We start from the raw sequence: 17,852 nt of genomic DNA on the forward strand, positions 1-17,852 counted from the left end.
AGCGTAGTTCGAAATGGGTTTTTTTACCGACTGATAGTCCGCTTTCGCGAGCAGGCTCGCTCCCACAGGATTATGCATTCCAATGTGGGAGCGAGCCTGCTCACGATTGGGCGCGAAGCGCCCTGTTTTCAGGGTTTGACCGGTGGCTTGCGCAGCAAATTGAACGCCATCGCCGCCAGGAACAGCACACCGAGCAGCAACACCGCCCACAGGCCAAACTTCTTCCAGTCGGTGCCAACCTGCGCCGGTACCGGCGCAACAACCGGGGTCACCATCGCCCCGCCACCGACCGAAGCCTTGCCCAACGTCGCCAGTTTCGCCGGGCTGTAATCCGGGACCAGCGTCGACAATGGCAGGCTTGCCGCCTTGACCGTCGCATTGCCCAGCACCAACGTATATGGCCCTGGCCCCCGCGCCAGAAACACCAGTTGCGTGGCGCGCACGGCAAATTTCAGCGTGGGTGCCTGCGCCCCCAGGCCACCGCCACGTTCGTCCACGGTTAACTTAAGCTGCTGCACGGTTTGTCCCGAGAGTTGTAACTCGTTCTGCACCACGTCCTGGCCGTTCTGGGTCAGGCGATACAGCAATCCACTGCTCAACGGTTGCCACGGCAAGCTGCTTTCCCGGCGCCCGGACAAGTCTACGGGTGCCAGGCTGTTGGGCTGGTCCAACGTGACTTGAACGCGCTCGACATTCAGCCCCATCGGCAATTGCCAGATGTACTCGCCAGCCTTCACGGTGCTACCCGCCAACGCTTGCGACCAGACTAACGGCAGCGGCAGGCTGCGCGGGCTGGCGCTTTGCAGTTGCGCCGATGTCAGGATCGGCGCCGCCTGCGGTGTGTTCCACAGCAGTCGCAGATAACGCGCCGTCTGCCCCGGCAGGCCGACTTCATGTTGCTCGACCCGTTCGTCAGCCAAGGTCAACCGCGCCACTTGTCCTTCGCCCCAGGGCTGCCAATGCTGCAAATCGTCGCTGGCCTCGATGCTGAACCGCTGGAACCCGTCACGTTCACTGGTCCAGTCGAGAACCAGCTGCTGCAATGGCGCCTTGATACCGCTGGCGTCGAGCAGCCAGCCACGCAACTCTTCTTCGCCCACTTCCAGCTGAGTGGATGGCTGAACTTCAACCAACGTGCCATTGGCGCTCGATTGCACCCGTATGCTCGGAGCGCGCTCGGTGTCGTCCACCGAGTTGTACAGCGGAAACCATTTGACGTCGGTAAGCGTGCGATTTTCGTCGATCCGGGCGCTCTCCCGGGCCAGCGCGTAGGCCTGCACATCGCCGACAGCGTTGAACACGCGAACATCACTGAGGTCGGTCTGCCGCGCATTCAGTTGCACCGCCAGGGGCAACTCAAGGCGATACCAGGGGCCTTCCCCGCTCACCGACAACGGTACCTGCGTGGTGAAATCCGCCGGTTTTTCCTGAGCGCCGACTGCCAGCGCCATGCCCATCGCAACAGCGCCCAACCAGCCCAGGTTCAGCTTCTGATTCAAGACGACACTCCTTCGGTTTTCGGGGCCGGTTTTTCAGCGCCCGGCACAACCTCAATGCGTTTGGGCGGCAGCGGGGCAAAATAACCCACCACCAGCAACAACACGCCAACGCCAATAAACGACACGATCCGCGCCAGCCCGCCACGGTTGCTCAATTCGACAAAGAACAGTTTGGCCACGACCACGCCGATCAGCGCGGCACCCATCAACCAGACCTCGCGACGGCCACGCAGATGACCGCCGATCATCAGACTCAGGGCCATCAAGGTCCAGACGATAGACAGGCCAGCCTGCACCCGCATGGATTCAAGTAGCGGATCGAGCTCAAACGGCACACCACTCCACTGGTGCGCCGTGCGCATGACCAATGCCGTGAAGAACGCGAACAGCGAGACACCCGTGATCGCTGGTATGGCTTTAGCTGCAAATTCCCTGCCCACCCCAAGCTGGGTCACGGCACTGCGAGACCAGACATAGACACCGAACAACGCAAACATCAGCCCCAATTCCAGGGGGTTGACCAGCGGCACGTAAGGCAACGGTTCGGCGGCGCCGTTACTGAAGGCATTCGCCAACCAGAACCAGACGAGCATCAACAACGCCAGAGGCGCAGCGGCGTACACGCGGTATTCGCGGGCACAAGACGACACCGGCCACGGCCAGGCGCGGGGTGCGGCCATCAGCACCAGATACAGGCTTGGCAGAATGGCCCAGCCCAACCAACGCCAGGCGTTGTATTGCTCGGACAACTGCAACAAGCCGTAACGCAACTCCAGGGCCAGCACCCCGATCAACAGCCAGCAGCCAAGTACATGAGCAACACTCAATGCCAGCGTCGGCAACATCGACGCCAGGCGCCGCAGGGAGACGAAATGCACCCCGAACAGCGCCGGCCAGACCAGCCAGCCAAATTGGGCGGCCGGGTGATAACGCGAATGCCAGGCCCCCAGCAACACCAGTGCGCCAGCGGGTATCAGCACCGTGCACAGCAACCCCAGCGACGACCATTTCAAACGCAGCGCCAATACTGTCCACAGCGCAACACTCACGGCCGCGACAACCAGCAGCAGCGTCGCTTGCAGCGGCAACGGCGCAAAGCGCAGCACTTCACTGGCCCACGCCAGCGCCCACCAGACCGCACCCCACACCAGCGACATCCAGGACAAATGCTGCACACTCAAACGGCCAAACCCCGAGGCAGGATTGCCGATTTGCAAACGCCAGGCGCCCACCAACGCAGTCAGCCCCAGCATCAGCGGTGCCCAGAACGCGCCATGGGCCAATGGTCGCAGCGCTTCACTGGACAGCGGCCACGATGCGAGGAACAACGCGCCACCCAACAATTGCACGGCAAGGGCGCAGAACAACACGGCCCGCGACTCGAGACGCAGGCTGACGAACAACGTCACCATCCCGGCCAAGGCCCAACTGATCACCGTGCCGTGGCTAAAGAAAAACAGGGGTGCCAGCAAATAGAGGAACGCCAGGCCCAGACAGGCCAAAACCGGGATGCCTCGGCGCTCCCACGGTTTGGTTTGCTCAGGCAACGCTTTGTGCAATTGGTAGAAACTGAACAACAGTGCGACACCCAGCATCAGCGCGCCCAACGAAGTCCCGTTCAGCAGGCTGCCCTCGCCGCTGCGCAGCTCGCTGAGAAACGCCAGCGCCGAACCCAGTTGCAGCAACAGGGCAAAGGCCCGGGCCAACGGCCGTTGCTGCCGCAGGCCGAGCCAGAAAATCCCTGCGCCTTCCACTGCCCATGCGGCGGTCGTCCAGCGCGCATCCAGTCCCAGCGGGATCGCCAGGCTGGTGAAAATCACCCCCAAGGCCAGGCAGGTTTCCCCCAGCAGCATTGCGCGGCCACCCATCAGCAAACGGGCCAGCCCCATGTAGATCATGCCCAGCGCCAAGGCACTGAACGCAGCAGCGAACTCCAGATGCTGCACCAGGGCGAACTGCAACCCGAAACCCGCCAACGGCGGACCGAACAGCAGCGTGCCGTCGACGTAATCACCTTGGCGCGCCGACCAGCGCAACAGCGCTTCGCGGCTGTCACCCTCGGGCGCATTGCTCGTCTCCAGCAGCTTGCGCCGGGAGAACAGCAGGCCGATGGCCAGGTACATCAGGAAGAACAGGATCAGGAACGGTTCGGTGCTCCACAGCAGCTCCGGTGCATAGGAACGCAAGCCCCAGGCGAAGCCGATGCCGAAGGTGCCGACAAAGCCGATGACATTCAGCAAGCGCCACGCCTTGAACCAGGCAATGGCCAGGATGCCGGCGTTGAGCAGGGCGAAGTAACTGAACAGTGCGACGTGACTGCCGCTGCCAGTGGAGGCGAGTATCGGTGCGGCGAATCCACCCAATGCGGCAGCGGCCGCCAACCCGATGGCATCCTGGGTCACGGCGAGAATCGCCGAGAACACTGTGATCGCCACCAGAATGCCAAACGCCGCCGAAGGGTCGAGCAACGGATGCAGGCGCATCGCTGCAAACACCGTCAGGTACAACACGGCGACCCCGGCGCCTTGCAGTATCAAGGCGTAGTTGTTGTTGCGTGCCCGCAACCACCAACCCAGCCCGAGTAGCCCCAGCGCCGCCGCCGCGACACCGGCGTATCGCAACTCAATCGGCACCACCATGCCTTCGGTGGCGTAGCGCAGCAGGAAGGCCAGGCCAAGAAACAACAACACCACGCCGACCCGCAATACAGTGTTACCGCCAAACAGCCACGCGCGGGCAGCGCTGATGGCACGCTCGAAGACATTCGGACCGAGTGGGATGGCGGGTTCGCGAGCAACCGGCTGCGGTTTCCAGGGATCGATGGGGAGCGGACGGCGGGTTTCGGCGGCGGAGTCGAGTTCGGGCGGGAGTTCCCAGATCAACTCTGCGGGTTCGACAGAGGGTTGCGCGACAACAGCGTCCGGAACTACCACGGTTTCGCTGACAACAGGTTCACTGGCTTCAGGAACGGTGACGCCCGACGTTTCCAGAAGCGCCAACCGTTGCTCGACCCCCTGCAGCGCCACCTGCGCCTGCTCCAGCAGACGGTGTTGCTCACCGGCCTGCGATGCCAACCGGCCGATGCGAATGGCCTGGCCAATCGCCAGACCGAGCAGCGCACCCAGCAGCGCATCGCTGAACGACTCATCGAGTATCCAGCCCAGCACCAGGCCAATCAGCATGAACATCCATTGCATGGTCGATATCCCTAAGCGCCCCATGGCGGGGCGAGTCCTTATAGCGTCTGACTTGAGTCTAGTGACCGGACGCCCGGAATCCAGTGTGAAAACAGATAGTTCCTGCTTCACAAATCCAATGTGGGAGCGGGCTTGCTCGCGAAGAGGGAGTGTCAGTCGACATGGATGCTGTCTGACACACCGCCTTCGCGAGCAAGCCCGCTCCCACAAGGATCAAGTTGCCGCTTAGTATATCGACCAGGCCCTACAAACGCTGGGCCTTGTTCGCAATTGTTGCTAATCGTCAGCCCAACGCCTTCCAGATATCCGTGGCGTACTCGCGAATCGTCCTGTCTGACGAGAACCACCCCATCCGCGCCGTGTTCAACACCGCTGAACGCCACCATTCCTTGGAATCATGCCAATGGGCCTCGACCCGCATCTGCGCGTTCCAGTAGGAATCGAAGTCGGCACAAACCAGGAAGCGGTCGTAGTCCACCAGTGAATCGATCAGCCCGGTGTAACGTGACGGATCATCCGGCGAGAACACCCCGCTGCGAATCGCCTGCAGCACGTCATTGAGCCGATGGGATGCAGCGATGTCCGGCACCGCGTTGAACTCGTGGTTCTGCTTGCGTGCTTCAACCTGCTGGGCGCTGAGACCAAAGATGAACATGTGCTCGGCGCCGATGCGCTCGCACATTTCCACGTTGGCACCGTCCAGCGTACCGATGGTCAACGCACCGTTGAGACCGAACTTCATGTTACTGGTCCCTGACGCTTCGAAGCCGGCGGTTGAAATCTGTTCGGACAAATCCGCCGCCGGAATGATGCTCTCCGCCAGGCTGACGTTGTAATTGGGCAGGAACACCACTTTGAGCAGGCCGCGCACGGTCGGGTCGTTATTCACCACCCGGGCGATGTCGTTGGTCAGTTTGATGATCAATTTGGCCTGGTGATAACTGGCCGCTGCCTTGCCGGCAAAGATTTTCACCCGCGGCACCCAGTCGATTTCCGGCTCGGCGCGGATCGCCTGGTACAACGCCACGGTGTGCATCAGGTTGAGCAACTGGCGTTTGTACTCGTGGATCCGCTTGACCTGCACGTCGAACATTGCCGCTGGGTTAACTGCCACTCCCAGTCGTTCGTGAATAATGTGTGCCAAGGCTTTTTTGCTGTGCAGCCGCTGTTCCGAGAACGCCTTGCGGAACGCAGTCTTCTCGGCGAAGGGCTCCAGGGCGAGCAAGCGTTCCTCCGGGTTATCCAGCACTTCCGGGCCGAGGGCATCGACCAACATTGAAGTCAGCTCGGAGTTGGCCTGGTACAGCCAGCGGCGGAAGGTGATGCCGTTGGTCTTGTTGTTGATACGTTCCGGGTAAAGCTTGTGGAGTTCGGAGAACACCGTTTTGCGCATCAGTTGCGTATGCAATCCGGATACGCCGTTGACGCTGTGAGAACCGAGGAACGCCAGGTTCCCCATGCGCACACGACGGCCATTGTCCTCCTCGATCAGCGACACCGCGCGCAGCACGTCGAAGTCATGGATGCCTTTGGCCCGCAGCGAATCGATGTGCTGTGCGTTGATCAGGTAAATGATCTGCATGTGCCGGGGCAACATGCGCTCCATCAAGCCGACCGGCCAGGTTTCCAGCGCTTCGGGCAGCAGCGTGTGGTTGGTGTAGGACAGCGTATCGACTGTGATCTGCCACGCCGCGTCCCAGGCCACGTCATAGACGTCGACCAATTGACGCATCAGCTCGGCCACGGCAATCGAGGGGTGGGTGTCGTTGAGTTGGATTGCTGCGTGATCGCCCAGGGTCAGCACCGAGGTGTGCATGTTGCGATGGCGGCGCAGCAAGTCCTGCAGGGATGCGGCGACGAAGAAATATTCCTGGCGCAGGCGCAGTTCCTGGCCGGCCTCTGTGCTGTCTGCCGGGTACAGAACCCGCGAGATACTTTCGGCCCGGGCCACTTCGGCGACCGCCCCCAGGTGGTCACCCGCGTTGAAACGTTCCAGGTGCAAGTCTTCCATGGCCCGCGCACGCCACAGACGCAACGTATTCACGCTCGCCCCGCGCCAACCGACCACCGGCGTGTCATAGGCGATGGCCCTGACGGTTTCCGCCGGGTGCCAGACTTGCTTGGACTTGCCGGCGTCATCGGTCACGGTCTCGACACTGCCGCCAAAGCAGATCCGGTAAGCCACCTCCGGTCGCTCGAACTCCCAGGGATTGCCGAAATCCAGCCAGTGTTCGGTCTGCTCCTGCTGCCAACCATCGACGATGGCCTGGCGGAACAAGCCATGCTCGTAACGAATCCCGTAACCGTGACCGGCGATACCCAGGGTCGACATACTTTCCAAAAAGCAGGCCGCCAGACGACCGAGACCACCATTACCCAGCGCCGCGTCGGGCTCCAGCAGGCGAATACGCTCGATGTCGACACCGAGCTCCGTCATGGCCTCGCGCGCCACATCAAGCAGGCCGAGGTTACTCAGGCTGTCGTAGAGCAGCCGGCCGATGAGGAATTCCAGGGAGAGGTAATAAACCCGCTTCTGACCTTTGCGGTAGATCTGCCGCGTGTGGTCCATCCAGTGCTCGACCATGTGATCACGCGCGGCCAGCGCAATGGCTTCGAACCAGTCATGGTCGAAAGCGTGATCCGGGTCTTTGCCCACCGCATAGGTGAGTTTGGTCAGGACGGCGTCGCGGAATGCGGCCACCTCTGCTTCGCGAACAAGTGGTTCTTGAGTCATCGATAGGACCTCGAGCGAGCTTGGAGTTGTCTGAGCCTAGACGGTCTGACAGGCGGTAGAGGCTCTGGTTCGGCAGTTTTTCCAGTTATGCGAATCGGGTCGGCAATTCATTGTCGGTTACATCAATCAATGCAGGGGCCGTGCCGGATTAGCGGTTCGTTGGGCGATGCAGAAAAAATCTGGCGAAAGGTTGTTCAAAAATCCACCAGTCCCGGTATGATCGCGCGCCCTGATGCATACGCCTGGTAAAACCCTCGATGATGAAGCCCAACCTGATTGCCGCAGCCGAGATCGACCGTCTCGATACCTGGGCCAAGTATTCGGCCCCTATGTGCGGCTCGTGCATCTCCAGCTGCTGCACGCTGCCGGTGGAAGTAAAGATCAAGGATCTGGTCCGTATCGGCGTGGTCGACGAATTCGAGCTGGGCGATCCACCGAAGAACATCGCCAAGCGCCTGCAGAAAGAAGGGTTGGTCGAACGCTTCAACCAGAAATCGGGCATCTTCACCCTCCAGCGCATGAGCAACAACGATTGCTACTACCTGGATCGTAAGAGCCGTCTGTGCACTATTTATGAAAAGCGCCCGGACACCTGCCGCAATCACCCGAAAATCGGGCCGCGTCCGGGGTATTGTGCGTACAAGCCGAAGGAAGTGGAGCGTGAGCGCAATTCACGCTCCATCGAGCGGTTCTGATATCTCCTGACTTCTGCGCCGACTGATCGGCCGCCTTCGCGAGCAGGCTCGCTCCCACAGGGGATCTCTGGTGTACACAAATCAGGTGTTCACTGAAGATCCAATGTGGGAGCGAGCCTGCTCGCGAAGGGGCCGGCACAAACACCACACAAATCGCAGACAAACAAAAACGCCCCCGGTCTCTCGACCGGGGGCGTTTTTTTAAGCCTGGCTAAATCTTACGCCTTGGCTTTCTTGGCAGCGCGGGTACGCTCGCTTTCGTCCAGGATCTTCTTGCGAAGACGGATGGACTTAGGCGTCACTTCACACAGCTCGTCGTCCTGGATGAATTCCAGAGCCTGTTCCAGGGTGAAGCGAACAGGTGGAACCAGAGCGATGGTTTCGTCTTTACCCGAAGCACGCATGTTGTCGAGCTTCTTGCCCTTGGTAGGGTTAACGCCCAGGTCGTTGTCACGGCTGTTCAGACCAACGATCTGACCGTTGTAGATTTCCTGACCGTGTTCAACGAACAGCTTGCCACGCGCCTGCAGGGTTTCCAGGGAGTAGGTCAGTGCCTTGCCGGTTTCAACCGAAACCAGAACGCCGTTCTGACGGCCGGACATGTCGCCGGACTTCATCACGTCGTAACGGTCGAAGATCGAGGTCAGGATGCCAGCACCGTTGGTCAGGGTCAGGAACTGGTTACGGAAACCGATCAGACCACGAGCAGGGATGTTGTATTCCAGACGTACACGGCCCTTGCCATCCGGCACCATGTTGGTCAGGTCGCCCTTACGCAGGCCCATCTCTTCCATCACCTTGCCCTGGGATTCTTCCGGCAGGTCGATGGTGACGTTTTCGTACGGTTCGTGCTTCACGCCGTCAACCAGACGGATGATCACTTCCGGACGGCCTACAGCCATTTCGAAGCCTTCGCGACGCATGGTTTCGATCAGTACCGAGAGGTGCAGCTCACCACGGCCGGAAACCTTGAACTTGTCAGCCGAGTCGCCTTCTTCAACGCGCAGTGCAACGTTGTACAGCAGCTCTTTGTCCAGACGTTCCTTGATGTTACGGGAGGTCACGAACTTGCCTTCTTTACCGCAGAAAGGCGAGTCGTTTACCTGGAAGGTCATGGAAACGGTTGGCTCGTCAACGGTCAGAGGCTTCATCGCCTCCGGGGTGTCCTGCTGGCACAGGGTGTCGGAGATGAACAGCTCGTCCATACCGCTGATGCACACGATGTCGCCTGCTGCAGCTTCTTCAACGTCTACACGGTGCAGACCGTGGTGACCCATCAGCTTCAGGATACGACCGTTGCGCTTCTTGCCGTCGGCGCTGATAGCAACAACCGGGGTGTTCGGCTTGACGCGACCACGAGCGATACGGCCAACGCCGATAACACCCAGGAAGCTGTTGTAGTCCAGTGCGGAAATCTGCATCTGGAACGGACCGTCACGGTCAACAGCCGGCGCCGGTACGTTGTCGACGATCGACTGGTACAGCGGGGTCATGTCGTCAGCCATTTCGTTGTGGTCCAGACCGGCAATACCGTTCAGGGCCGAGGCGTAGACGACTTTGAAGTCCAGCTGTTCTTCGGTGGCACCCAGGTTGTCGAACAGGTCGAAGATCTGGTCCAGAACCCAGTCCGGACGCGCGCCTGGACGGTCAACCTTGTTGATGCACACGATCGGACGCAGGCCGGCTTCGAACGCCTTCTTGGTCACGAAACGGGTTTGCGGCATAGGGCCGTCTTGAGCGTCAACCAGCAGCAGAACGGAGTCGACCATCGACATTACGCGTTCAACTTCGCCGCCGAAGTCGGCGTGGCCCGGGGTGTCCACGATGTTGATGTGGTAGCCGTTCCAGTTGATGGCGGTGTTTTTCGCCAGAATGGTAATACCGCGCTCTTTTTCCTGGTCGTTGGAGTCCATCACGCGCTCGTCGTTGAGCTCGTTGCGCTCCAGGGTGCCGGATTGACGCAGGAGTTTGTCTACCAGGGTGGTTTTACCATGGTCAACGTGGGCAATGATGGCGATGTTGCGTAGATTTTCGATCACTTGTGTATCTCGATCAGAGGATTCGGTGTGCTGACAAGTCTTGGCAGCGATTAACAGTAGCGTCCGTGAAAGCCGTTACAGCTTGACGGTGGCATCGGGGGGCCGGTGACGCAGGCCACAGGCAAACAGCCCCGGGCACTTAGCTCGGTCGATAAACGCGCACATTGGCATGCCCCTCACTGAGCAAATGGTGGGCATGCAGGCGACTCATCACGCCTTTGTCGCAATACAGCAGGTACTGGCGAGTAGGGTCCAGTTCCTTGAAACGAGCGTTCAGTGCATAAAACGGCATCGTTTGTACCTCGATACCAGCGAGCTCCAGCGGGTCATCCTCGGCGGCATCCGGGTGGCGGATGTCGATGACGATCTGACCGGCCAGCGCGTCGCTGACTTCTTCAATCTGCAAGTCCTGGCCCAATTCATCGATCACGCGATCGATCGGCACCAGCTTGGCGTTCTCGAGCGCACGCTCAAGGACGGCCATGTCGAATTCTTTCTCTTCGTGCTCCACGCGATAGCGCTTGGCAGCGGTTTTCGGATTGACCGAAATGACCCCGCAGTACTCCGGCATGTGCCGGGCGAAATCAGCAGTGCCGATTTCGTTGGCCGTGTCGATGATGTCCTGCTTGTGGCTGGCGATCAGCGGGCGCAAGACCAGCTTGTCGGTCACGCAGTCGATCACGGACAGGTTCGGCAACGTCTGGCTCGACACCTGGGAGATCGCCTCACCGGTCACCAGCGCTTCGATGTGCAGTCGATCGGCAATCTGGGAGGAAGCGCGCAACATCATACGCTTCAATACTACGCCCATATGACTGTTATCGACTTTGCCGAGAATTTCTCCCAGCACTTCTTCGAAAGGCACACTGACAAATAACACGCGTTGCGAGCTGCCGTACTTCTTCCAGATGAAATGCGCGACTTCCATGACGCCCAGTTCGTGGGCACGCCCGCCCAGGTTGAAGAAGCAGAAGTGCGCCATCAGGCCGCGACGCATGATCTGGTAGGCCGCAACGGTGGAGTCGAAGCCGCCGGACATCAGCACCAGCGTCTGCTCCAGCGCGCCCAGCGGATAACCGCCGATGCCATTGTGCTGGCTGTGGATCACGAACAACCGTTGGTCGCGAACTTCGATGCGGACTTCGATTTCAGGCTTTTTCAGGTCAATCCCGGCGGCACCGCACTGACGGCGCAACTGGCTGCCGACATATTTCTCGATATCGATCGAGCTGAATGTGTGCTTGCCGGCGCGCTTGCAACGCACCGAGAAGATCTTCCCGGCCAGTGCATCACCGTAGTGCTGCTTGCACTTCTCGACGATGTCGTCGAAATCGCCCAGCGGGTATTCGTCGATTTGCAGGAAATGCGCGATGCCCGGCATGCAGCTCAGGCGCTCGCCCATCTCCTTCAGGGCCTTGGGATCGCTGACGCGGGTTTCCAGCTCGAGGTTGTCCCATACGCCATTCACCACCACAGCCGGGTCCAGATCGCGGAGCACGGCACGGATGTTCTTGGCCAACTGGCGGATGAAACGCATCCGTACCGGGCGGCTCTTGATGGTGATCTCTGGGAAGACTTTTACGATTAATTTCATGGAAACAGCGCGCGCGAGGCCTGCCGAAAAAGGGGGGCGCGGATTATAGCGGAAATTGCTCAAGGTTTAACCAGTTAATGTACAGAAGGTTTTGCACGCACCAAAACAGGTCATTTTTCGATTTCGACGCTACATTAAGGGGCGAGTTTTTCGGCTTTAAGACGCTTTGCACCTCTATAAGCGTGAAATTGGGGCAAAAAACCCATGCTGGGGCACTGGCATGCAATTTGCTCCCTTGTGAGGCAGGTTGCCTTGGCAGAGTATTCGCGCCGGCATCACAAACATTTAAGGGCATCCACTACCAGCCCTAATCCACCCGGAGGACACTATGTCGAAGTCGGTTCAACTCATCAAAGATCATGACGTCAAGTGGATTGATCTGCGCTTCACGGACACCAAAGGCACTCAGCACCACGTGACCATGCCGGCTCGCGACGCGCTGGATGACGATTTCTTCGAAATCGGCAAAATGTTCGACGGTTCCTCCATCGCTGGCTGGAAAGGCATCGAAGCCTCCGACATGATCCTGATGCCGGACGACTCCACTGCCGTCCTGGACCCGTTCACTGAAGAGCCGACCCTGATCCTGGTCTGCGACATCATCGAACCTTCGAGCATGCAAGGCTACGACCGCGACCCACGTGCGATCGCCAAGCGTGCCGAAGAGCACCTGAAAGCCACCGGTATCGGTGACACCGTATTCGCCGGTCCAGAGCCGGAATTCTTCATCTTCGACCAGGTGAAGTTCAAGTCCGACATCTCCGGCTCCATGTTCAAGATCTACTCTGAACAAGGTTCGTGGATGTCCGACCAGGACGTGGAAGGCGGCAACAAAGGCCACCGTCCAGGCGTCAAAGGTGGCTACTTCCCGGTTCCGCCGTTCGACCACGACCACGAAATCCGTACCTCCATGTGCAACGCACTGGAAGAAATGGGCCTGACCGTTGAAGTTCACCACCACGAAGTGGCAACTGCCGGCCAGAACGAAATCGGCGTCAAGTTCAACACCCTGGTGAAGAAAGCCGACGAAACCCAGACCCTGAAGTACGTCGTGCACAACGTTGCCGATGCCTACGGCCGTACCGCTACCTTCATGCCTAAGCCTCTGTACGGCGACAACGGCTCGGGCATGCACGTACACATGTCGATCTGGAAAGAAGGCAAGAACACCTTCGCAGGCGAAGGCTATGCCGGCCTGTCCGATACCGCCCTGTACTTCATCGGCGGCATCATCAAGCACGGTAAGGCCCTGAACGGCTTCACCAACCCGGCGACCAACTCCTACAAGCGTCTGGTTCCAGGCTTCGAAGCACCAGTAATGCTGGCCTACTCGGCCCGTAACCGCTCCGCTTCGATCCGTATTCCTTACGTGTCGAGCCCGAAAGCCCGCCGTATCGAAGCACGCTTCCCGGATCCGGCTGCCAACCCGTACCTGTGCTTCGCAGCACTGCTGATGGCTGGCCTGGACGGCATCCAGAACAAGATCCACCCTGGCGACGCTGCTGACAAAAACCTGTACGACCTGCCGCCTGAAGAGGCGAAAGAGATCCCACAAGTTTGCGGCAGCCTGAAAGAAGCCCTGGAAGAGCTGGACAAAGGTCGTGCGTTCCTGACCAAAGGCGGCGTGTTCTCCGACGACTTCATCGACGCTTACATCGCTCTGAAAAGCGAAGAAGAAATCAAGGTACGTACCTTCGTACACCCACTGGAATACGAGCTGTACTACAGCTGCTGATCCGGTAGCGCCTGCGCAAGCGGCGTGACAAAAAGAGGCCTCCTTCGGGAGGCCTTTTTTGTGCCCGTGATTCAACAACCACCGAAGCCCCCTGTGGGAGCGAGCCTGCTCGCGAAGAGGCCAGCACATTCAAAACGGGTGTCGCCTGTGAGTGCACCTTCGCGAGCAGGCTCGCTCCCACAGGGGTAATGAGGTGAGCCCGGAAATCCATGCCCAATTGTTAACAAGCTGGGACAACCACCCTCCCTGACCTATGCTGCCCCCCAATGCTTTTTCATTTCCGGTCGATTTTATGGGTCGTGGCTTTCTCTTCATCCTGCTGCTGATCGCCCTGCCCGCCGCAGCGCAGATCTACAAGTACACCGACGCCGACGGCAACACCGCCTACAGCAACCAGCCGCCGGATGGCGTAAAGGCTCAGCCGGTCGAATTGCCGCCACTCAACAGTGTCGAAACGCAGCCAACCGGCAAACCTGCGCCAGCCGAAGCACGCGAACAGCCCCGCAGCGCCTACGAGGTGCTGGAACTCACTGGCCTGCCCACCACTGAAGCCCTGCGCGCCAACAACGGCACGTTCACCGTCAATGTGTTGATCAAGCCACGCCTGCAAGGCCCGCATCTATTCAGGCTGCTCCTGGACGAACAGCCCTATGGCCAACCCGGCAACGTACCGATCCTGCAATTGGTGAACATTGACCGCGGCCTGCACAGTCTCGCCGTGCAAGTGATCGATGGCGAAACCGTGATCCAGCAAAGCCCCACCGTGACCTTCACCGTGCAACGGGTGCACAAGCCTTGAAGGCCTGGCTGCTGTTTGCCTGTCTGTTCGCATTTCCCGTGTCAGCGGAGGTCTTCACTTATGTCGACGCTCAAGGCAATCGGGTGTTCACCGACCAGCCAAAACCCGGCAACGCCAAACGCGTACCGCTGTCGACAGGCAATCGAATGCCCGCAACCGATATTGCCCCCGCCCCCTCGACAGCAAGAAAACCCGAGAAGAAACCGCTGCCCCGCTACGACCTGCTGCGCATCCTGGTGCCGGAACCAGACGCCACCGTGCGCAGCACGGCCGGCGAGATCATCGTCAGCGTCACCAGCGAGCCAGGCCTGCAACGGGGTCATCGCTATCGATTGCTGCTTGATGGCCAACCCACTGCCGAACCCGGCCGAAGCCCGGTCTTTGCGCTGAACAACATCGACCGTGGCAGCCATCAGCTGTCCGTGGAGATCCTCGATGACCAGGGACGAACCGTCGAGCGCACCGCTAATCAGCCCTTCCACATGCAGCGCATATCCCTGGCCCAGAAACGCAAGGCCAATCCATGCGCCCTCAGCGACTACGGCCAACGGCCGGAATGCCCGCTCATCGACAAGCCCGCCGAAGAAAAAAACCATTTCCTGCCGTTCTTCTAACCTTGTTCAGCTTTGCGCACTATATTGGTGCGAATAGTTGCACCGTGCTCGAATTCCAACCCATTTTGGTTCGAAAGTACCCGCCAACGCTGACCGTACGCCACGCAATCGAGCGTCAAACGCCCGTTTCAGGCGTTGAGCGCTTCTTTTCGGAGCCTTGGTTTGGTTTTTGCAGTTTCCTCGCATCAGCTCTTTATTCATGCGCCAAAAGAGGTCCTGAATGACCATCAGCGACGCACTGCATCGTTTGCTACTCGACAACCTGACGACCGCCACCATTCTGCTCGACGCCGAATTGCGCCTGGAGTACATGAACCCGGCGGCGGAGATGCTGCTGGCCATCAGCGGCCAGCGTAGCCATGGCCAATTCATCAGCGAGTTGTTCACCGAATCCGCCGAAGCCCTCAATTCCCTGCGCCAGGCGGTTCAGCAGGCCCATCCGTTCACCAAGCGCGAAGCGATGCTGACCGCCCTCACCGGCCAGACCCTGACGGTGGATTACGCGGTCACGCCGATCCTGAGCAATGGCGACACGCTACTGCTGCTCGAAGTCCACCCCCGCGACCGCTTGCTGCGGATCACCAAGGAAGAAGCGCAGCTGTCGAAACAGGAAACCAGCAAGATGCTGGTGCGCGGTCTTGCCCACGAAATCAAGAACCCGCTGGGCGGCATTCGCGGCGCGGCGCAATTGCTGGCCCGCGAGCTGCCGGAAGCAAGCCTGCGCGACTACACCAACGTGATCATTGAAGAAGCCGACCGCCTGCGTAATCTGGTGGATCGCATGCTCGGCTCCAACAAGCTGCCGTCGCTGGCCATGTGCAACGTCCACGAAGTGCTGGAGCGCGTTTGCCATCTGGTCGAGGCCGAAAGCCAGGGCTGCATCACCTTGGTGCGCGACTATGACCCGAGCATTCCCGACGTTTTGATCGATCGTGAACAGATGATCCAGGCCGTGCTGAACATCGTGCGCAACGCGATGCAAGCCATCAGCAGCCAGAACGAGCTGCGCCTGGGCCGCATCAGCCTGCGCACCCGCGCCATGCGCCAGTTCACCATCGGTCATGTGCGTCATCGCCTGGTGACCAAGATCGAAATCATCGACAACGGTCCTGGCATTCCTGCGGAACTCCAGGAAACCATTTTCTTTCCCATGGTCAGCGGTCGTCCGGACGGTACCGGGCTGGGCCTGGCCATTACCCAGAACATCATCAGCCAGCACCAGGGCCTGATCGAATGTGACAGCCACCCCGGCCACACCACCTTCTCGATCTTTCTGCCACTGGAACAAGGAGCCACATCGACATGAGCCGTAGTGAAACCGTGTGGATCGTCGATGACGACCGTTCTATCCGTTGGGTCCTGGAAAAAGCCTTGCAACAGGAAGGCATGACCACGCAAAGCTTCGACAGCGCCGATGGCGTGATGAGCCGCCTGGCGCGCCAGCAGCCGGACGTGATCATCTCTGACATCCGCATGCCCGGTGCCAGCGGCCTAGACCTTCTGGCGCGGATTCGCGAACAACACCCACGGCTGCCAGTGATCATCATGACGGCGCATTCCGATCTGGACAGCGCTGTCGCGTCCTATCAGGGCGGTGCGTTTGAATACCTGCCCAAGCCGTTCGATGTCGACGAAGCGGTCTCGCTGGTCAAGCGCGCCAACCAGCACGCCCAGGAACAACAAGGCCTGGAGGTCGTCCCGACCCTGACCCGCACGCCGGAAATCATCGGCGAAGCACCGGCAATGCAGGAAGTGTTTCGCGCCATCGGGCGCTTGAGCCACTCCAACATCACCGTGCTGATCAACGGTGAATCGGGCACTGGTAAAGAATTGGTGGCCCATGCCCTACACCGCCATAGCCCGCGTGCGGCTTCTCCATTCATCGCGCTGAACATGGCGGCGATCCCGAAAGATCTGATGGAGTCCGAGCTGTTCGGCCATGAGAAAGGCGCGTTCACCGGTGCCGCCAACTTGCGTCGCGGGCGCTTTGAGCAAGCCGATGGAGGCACGCTGTTCCTCGATGAAATCGGCGACATGCCCGCCGATACCCAGACCCGTCTGTTGCGGGTGCTGGCCGATGGCGAGTTCTATCGGGTTGGCGGGCACGTGCCGGTGAAGGTGGATGTACGGATCATCGCCGCGACCCACCAGAATCTGGAAACCCTGGTGCACGCCGGAAAATTCCGCGAGGACTTGTTCCACCGCCTCAACGTCATCCGTATTCACATCCCGCGCCTGTCGGACCGCCGCGAAGACATTCCGACACTGGCCAAGCACTTCCTCAGCCGTGCCGCGCAGGAACTGGCCGTCGAGCCAAAACTGTTGAAAAACGAAACCGAGGAGTACCTGAAGAACCTGCCTTGGCCGGGGAACGTACGCCAGCTGGAGAACACTTGCCGCTGGATCACGGTGATGGCTTCGGGTCGCGAAGTGCACATCGGCGACCTGCCACCTGAGTTGCTGAACCTGCCGCAGGATTCGGCGCCGGTCACCAACTGGGAACAGGCACTGCGCCAGTGGGCTGACCAGGCGCTGGCCCGTGGTCAGTCGAACCTGCTGGACAGCGCGGTGCCGGCGTTTGAGCGGATCATGATTGAAACCGCCCTCAAGCACACCGCAGGTCGTCGGCGCGACGCTGCGGTATTGCTGGGCTGGGGGCGAAACACCCTGACGCGCAAGATCAAGGAATTGGGAATGAAGGTGGATGGTGGGGATGATGAAGAGGGGGATGAGGGCTAAACAGCCTTAGAGTTATCGTCGTACTTCAGATCCAATCGCGGGCAAGTCTTGCTCCCACAGGTGATACGCCAATTTTGAAATGGCGCCTCACCTGTGGAAGCAAGGCTTGCCCGCGATGCTTTTAAGCATCCAGTGCACCGCCGCAAGGCACCGTGAACCGCAATCGCGCACGGAAACTGATCCGAAATGCCATCCGGATTCGCAATC

At 59.8% G+C, this 17,852-nt stretch carries 11 protein-coding genes; 6 read left to right on the plus strand and 5 right to left on the minus strand.

Annotation, left to right across the window (positions count from 1 at the left end; genetic code table 11):
- Positions 1–128: 128 nt before the first annotated feature.
- The 3 genes from BJ917_RS17335 to BJ917_RS17350 form a co-directional block, all read right to left on the minus strand.
- A complete protein-coding gene (locus tag BJ917_RS17335) occupies positions 129–1,499 on the minus strand; it encodes a DUF3999 domain-containing protein (RefSeq protein ID WP_121103929.1) in 1,371 nt (456 codons plus the stop codon).
- On the minus strand, positions 1,496–4,696 hold the full coding sequence (locus tag BJ917_RS17340; RefSeq protein ID WP_121103930.1) for a DUF2339 domain-containing protein: 3,201 nt from the start codon (positions 4,694–4,696) through the stop codon (positions 1,496–1,498). Before BJ917_RS17340 ends, BJ917_RS17335 begins: the two co-directional genes overlap by 4 nt.
- A 283-nt stretch (positions 4,697–4,979) precedes the next feature.
- On the minus strand, positions 4,980–7,430 hold the full coding sequence (locus BJ917_RS17350) for a glycogen/starch/alpha-glucan phosphorylase (protein ID WP_096513847.1): 2,451 nt from the start codon (positions 7,428–7,430) through the stop codon (positions 4,980–4,982).
- Between the two features lie 257 nt (positions 7,431–7,687).
- On the opposite strand from BJ917_RS17350, the gene BJ917_RS17355 reads away from it, so the two are divergent.
- Positions 7,688–8,125, plus strand: coding sequence for a YkgJ family cysteine cluster protein (locus tag BJ917_RS17355; RefSeq protein WP_096513848.1), 438 nt, complete (start codon positions 7,688–7,690; stop codon positions 8,123–8,125).
- A 218-nt stretch (positions 8,126–8,343) separates the two neighbouring features.
- On the opposite strand, the gene typA is transcribed toward BJ917_RS17355, so the two are convergent.
- A complete protein-coding gene (typA, locus tag BJ917_RS17365) occupies positions 8,344–10,164 on the minus strand; it encodes a translational GTPase TypA (protein WP_096513849.1) in 1,821 nt (606 codons plus the stop codon).
- Between the two features lie 139 nt (positions 10,165–10,303).
- Positions 10,304–11,758: a tRNA uracil 4-sulfurtransferase ThiI gene (thiI, locus tag BJ917_RS17370; RefSeq protein ID WP_121103931.1), complete on the minus strand. Its 1,455-nt coding sequence runs from the start codon at positions 11,756–11,758 to the stop codon at positions 10,304–10,306.
- Between the two features lie 328 nt (positions 11,759–12,086).
- On the opposite strand from thiI, the gene glnA reads away from it, so the two are divergent.
- From glnA to ntrC, 5 genes are all read left to right on the plus strand, one after another.
- Entirely contained in the window at positions 12,087–13,493 is a 1,407-nt protein-coding gene (gene glnA, locus BJ917_RS17380; RefSeq protein ID WP_096513852.1) for a glutamate--ammonia ligase, read from the plus strand.
- Positions 13,494–13,785: 292 nt separating this feature from the next.
- On the plus strand, positions 13,786–14,292 hold the full coding sequence (locus tag BJ917_RS17390; RefSeq protein ID WP_121104023.1) for a DUF4124 domain-containing protein: 507 nt from the start codon (positions 13,786–13,788) through the stop codon (positions 14,290–14,292).
- Complete coding sequence (locus BJ917_RS17395) at positions 14,289–14,906, plus strand: DUF4124 domain-containing protein (RefSeq protein WP_177435596.1); 618 nt, start codon at positions 14,289–14,291, stop codon at positions 14,904–14,906. Before BJ917_RS17390 ends, BJ917_RS17395 begins: the two co-directional genes overlap by 4 nt.
- A 220-nt stretch (positions 14,907–15,126) precedes the next feature.
- A complete protein-coding gene (gene glnL / locus BJ917_RS17400) occupies positions 15,127–16,212 on the plus strand; it encodes a nitrogen regulation protein NR(II) (protein ID WP_096513854.1) in 1,086 nt (361 codons plus the stop codon).
- Positions 16,209–17,645 (plus strand): nitrogen regulation protein NR(I), encoded by a 1,437-nt coding sequence (ntrC, locus tag BJ917_RS17405; RefSeq protein ID WP_121103933.1) that lies wholly within the window; start codon positions 16,209–16,211, stop codon positions 17,643–17,645. Before glnL ends, ntrC begins: the two co-directional genes overlap by 4 nt.
- Positions 17,646–17,852: the final 207 nt, after the last annotated feature.

The organism is Pseudomonas sp. WPR_5_2 (genome assembly GCF_003634475.1).
Lineage (GTDB): Bacteria > Pseudomonadota > Gammaproteobacteria > Pseudomonadales > Pseudomonadaceae > Aquipseudomonas > Aquipseudomonas izuensis.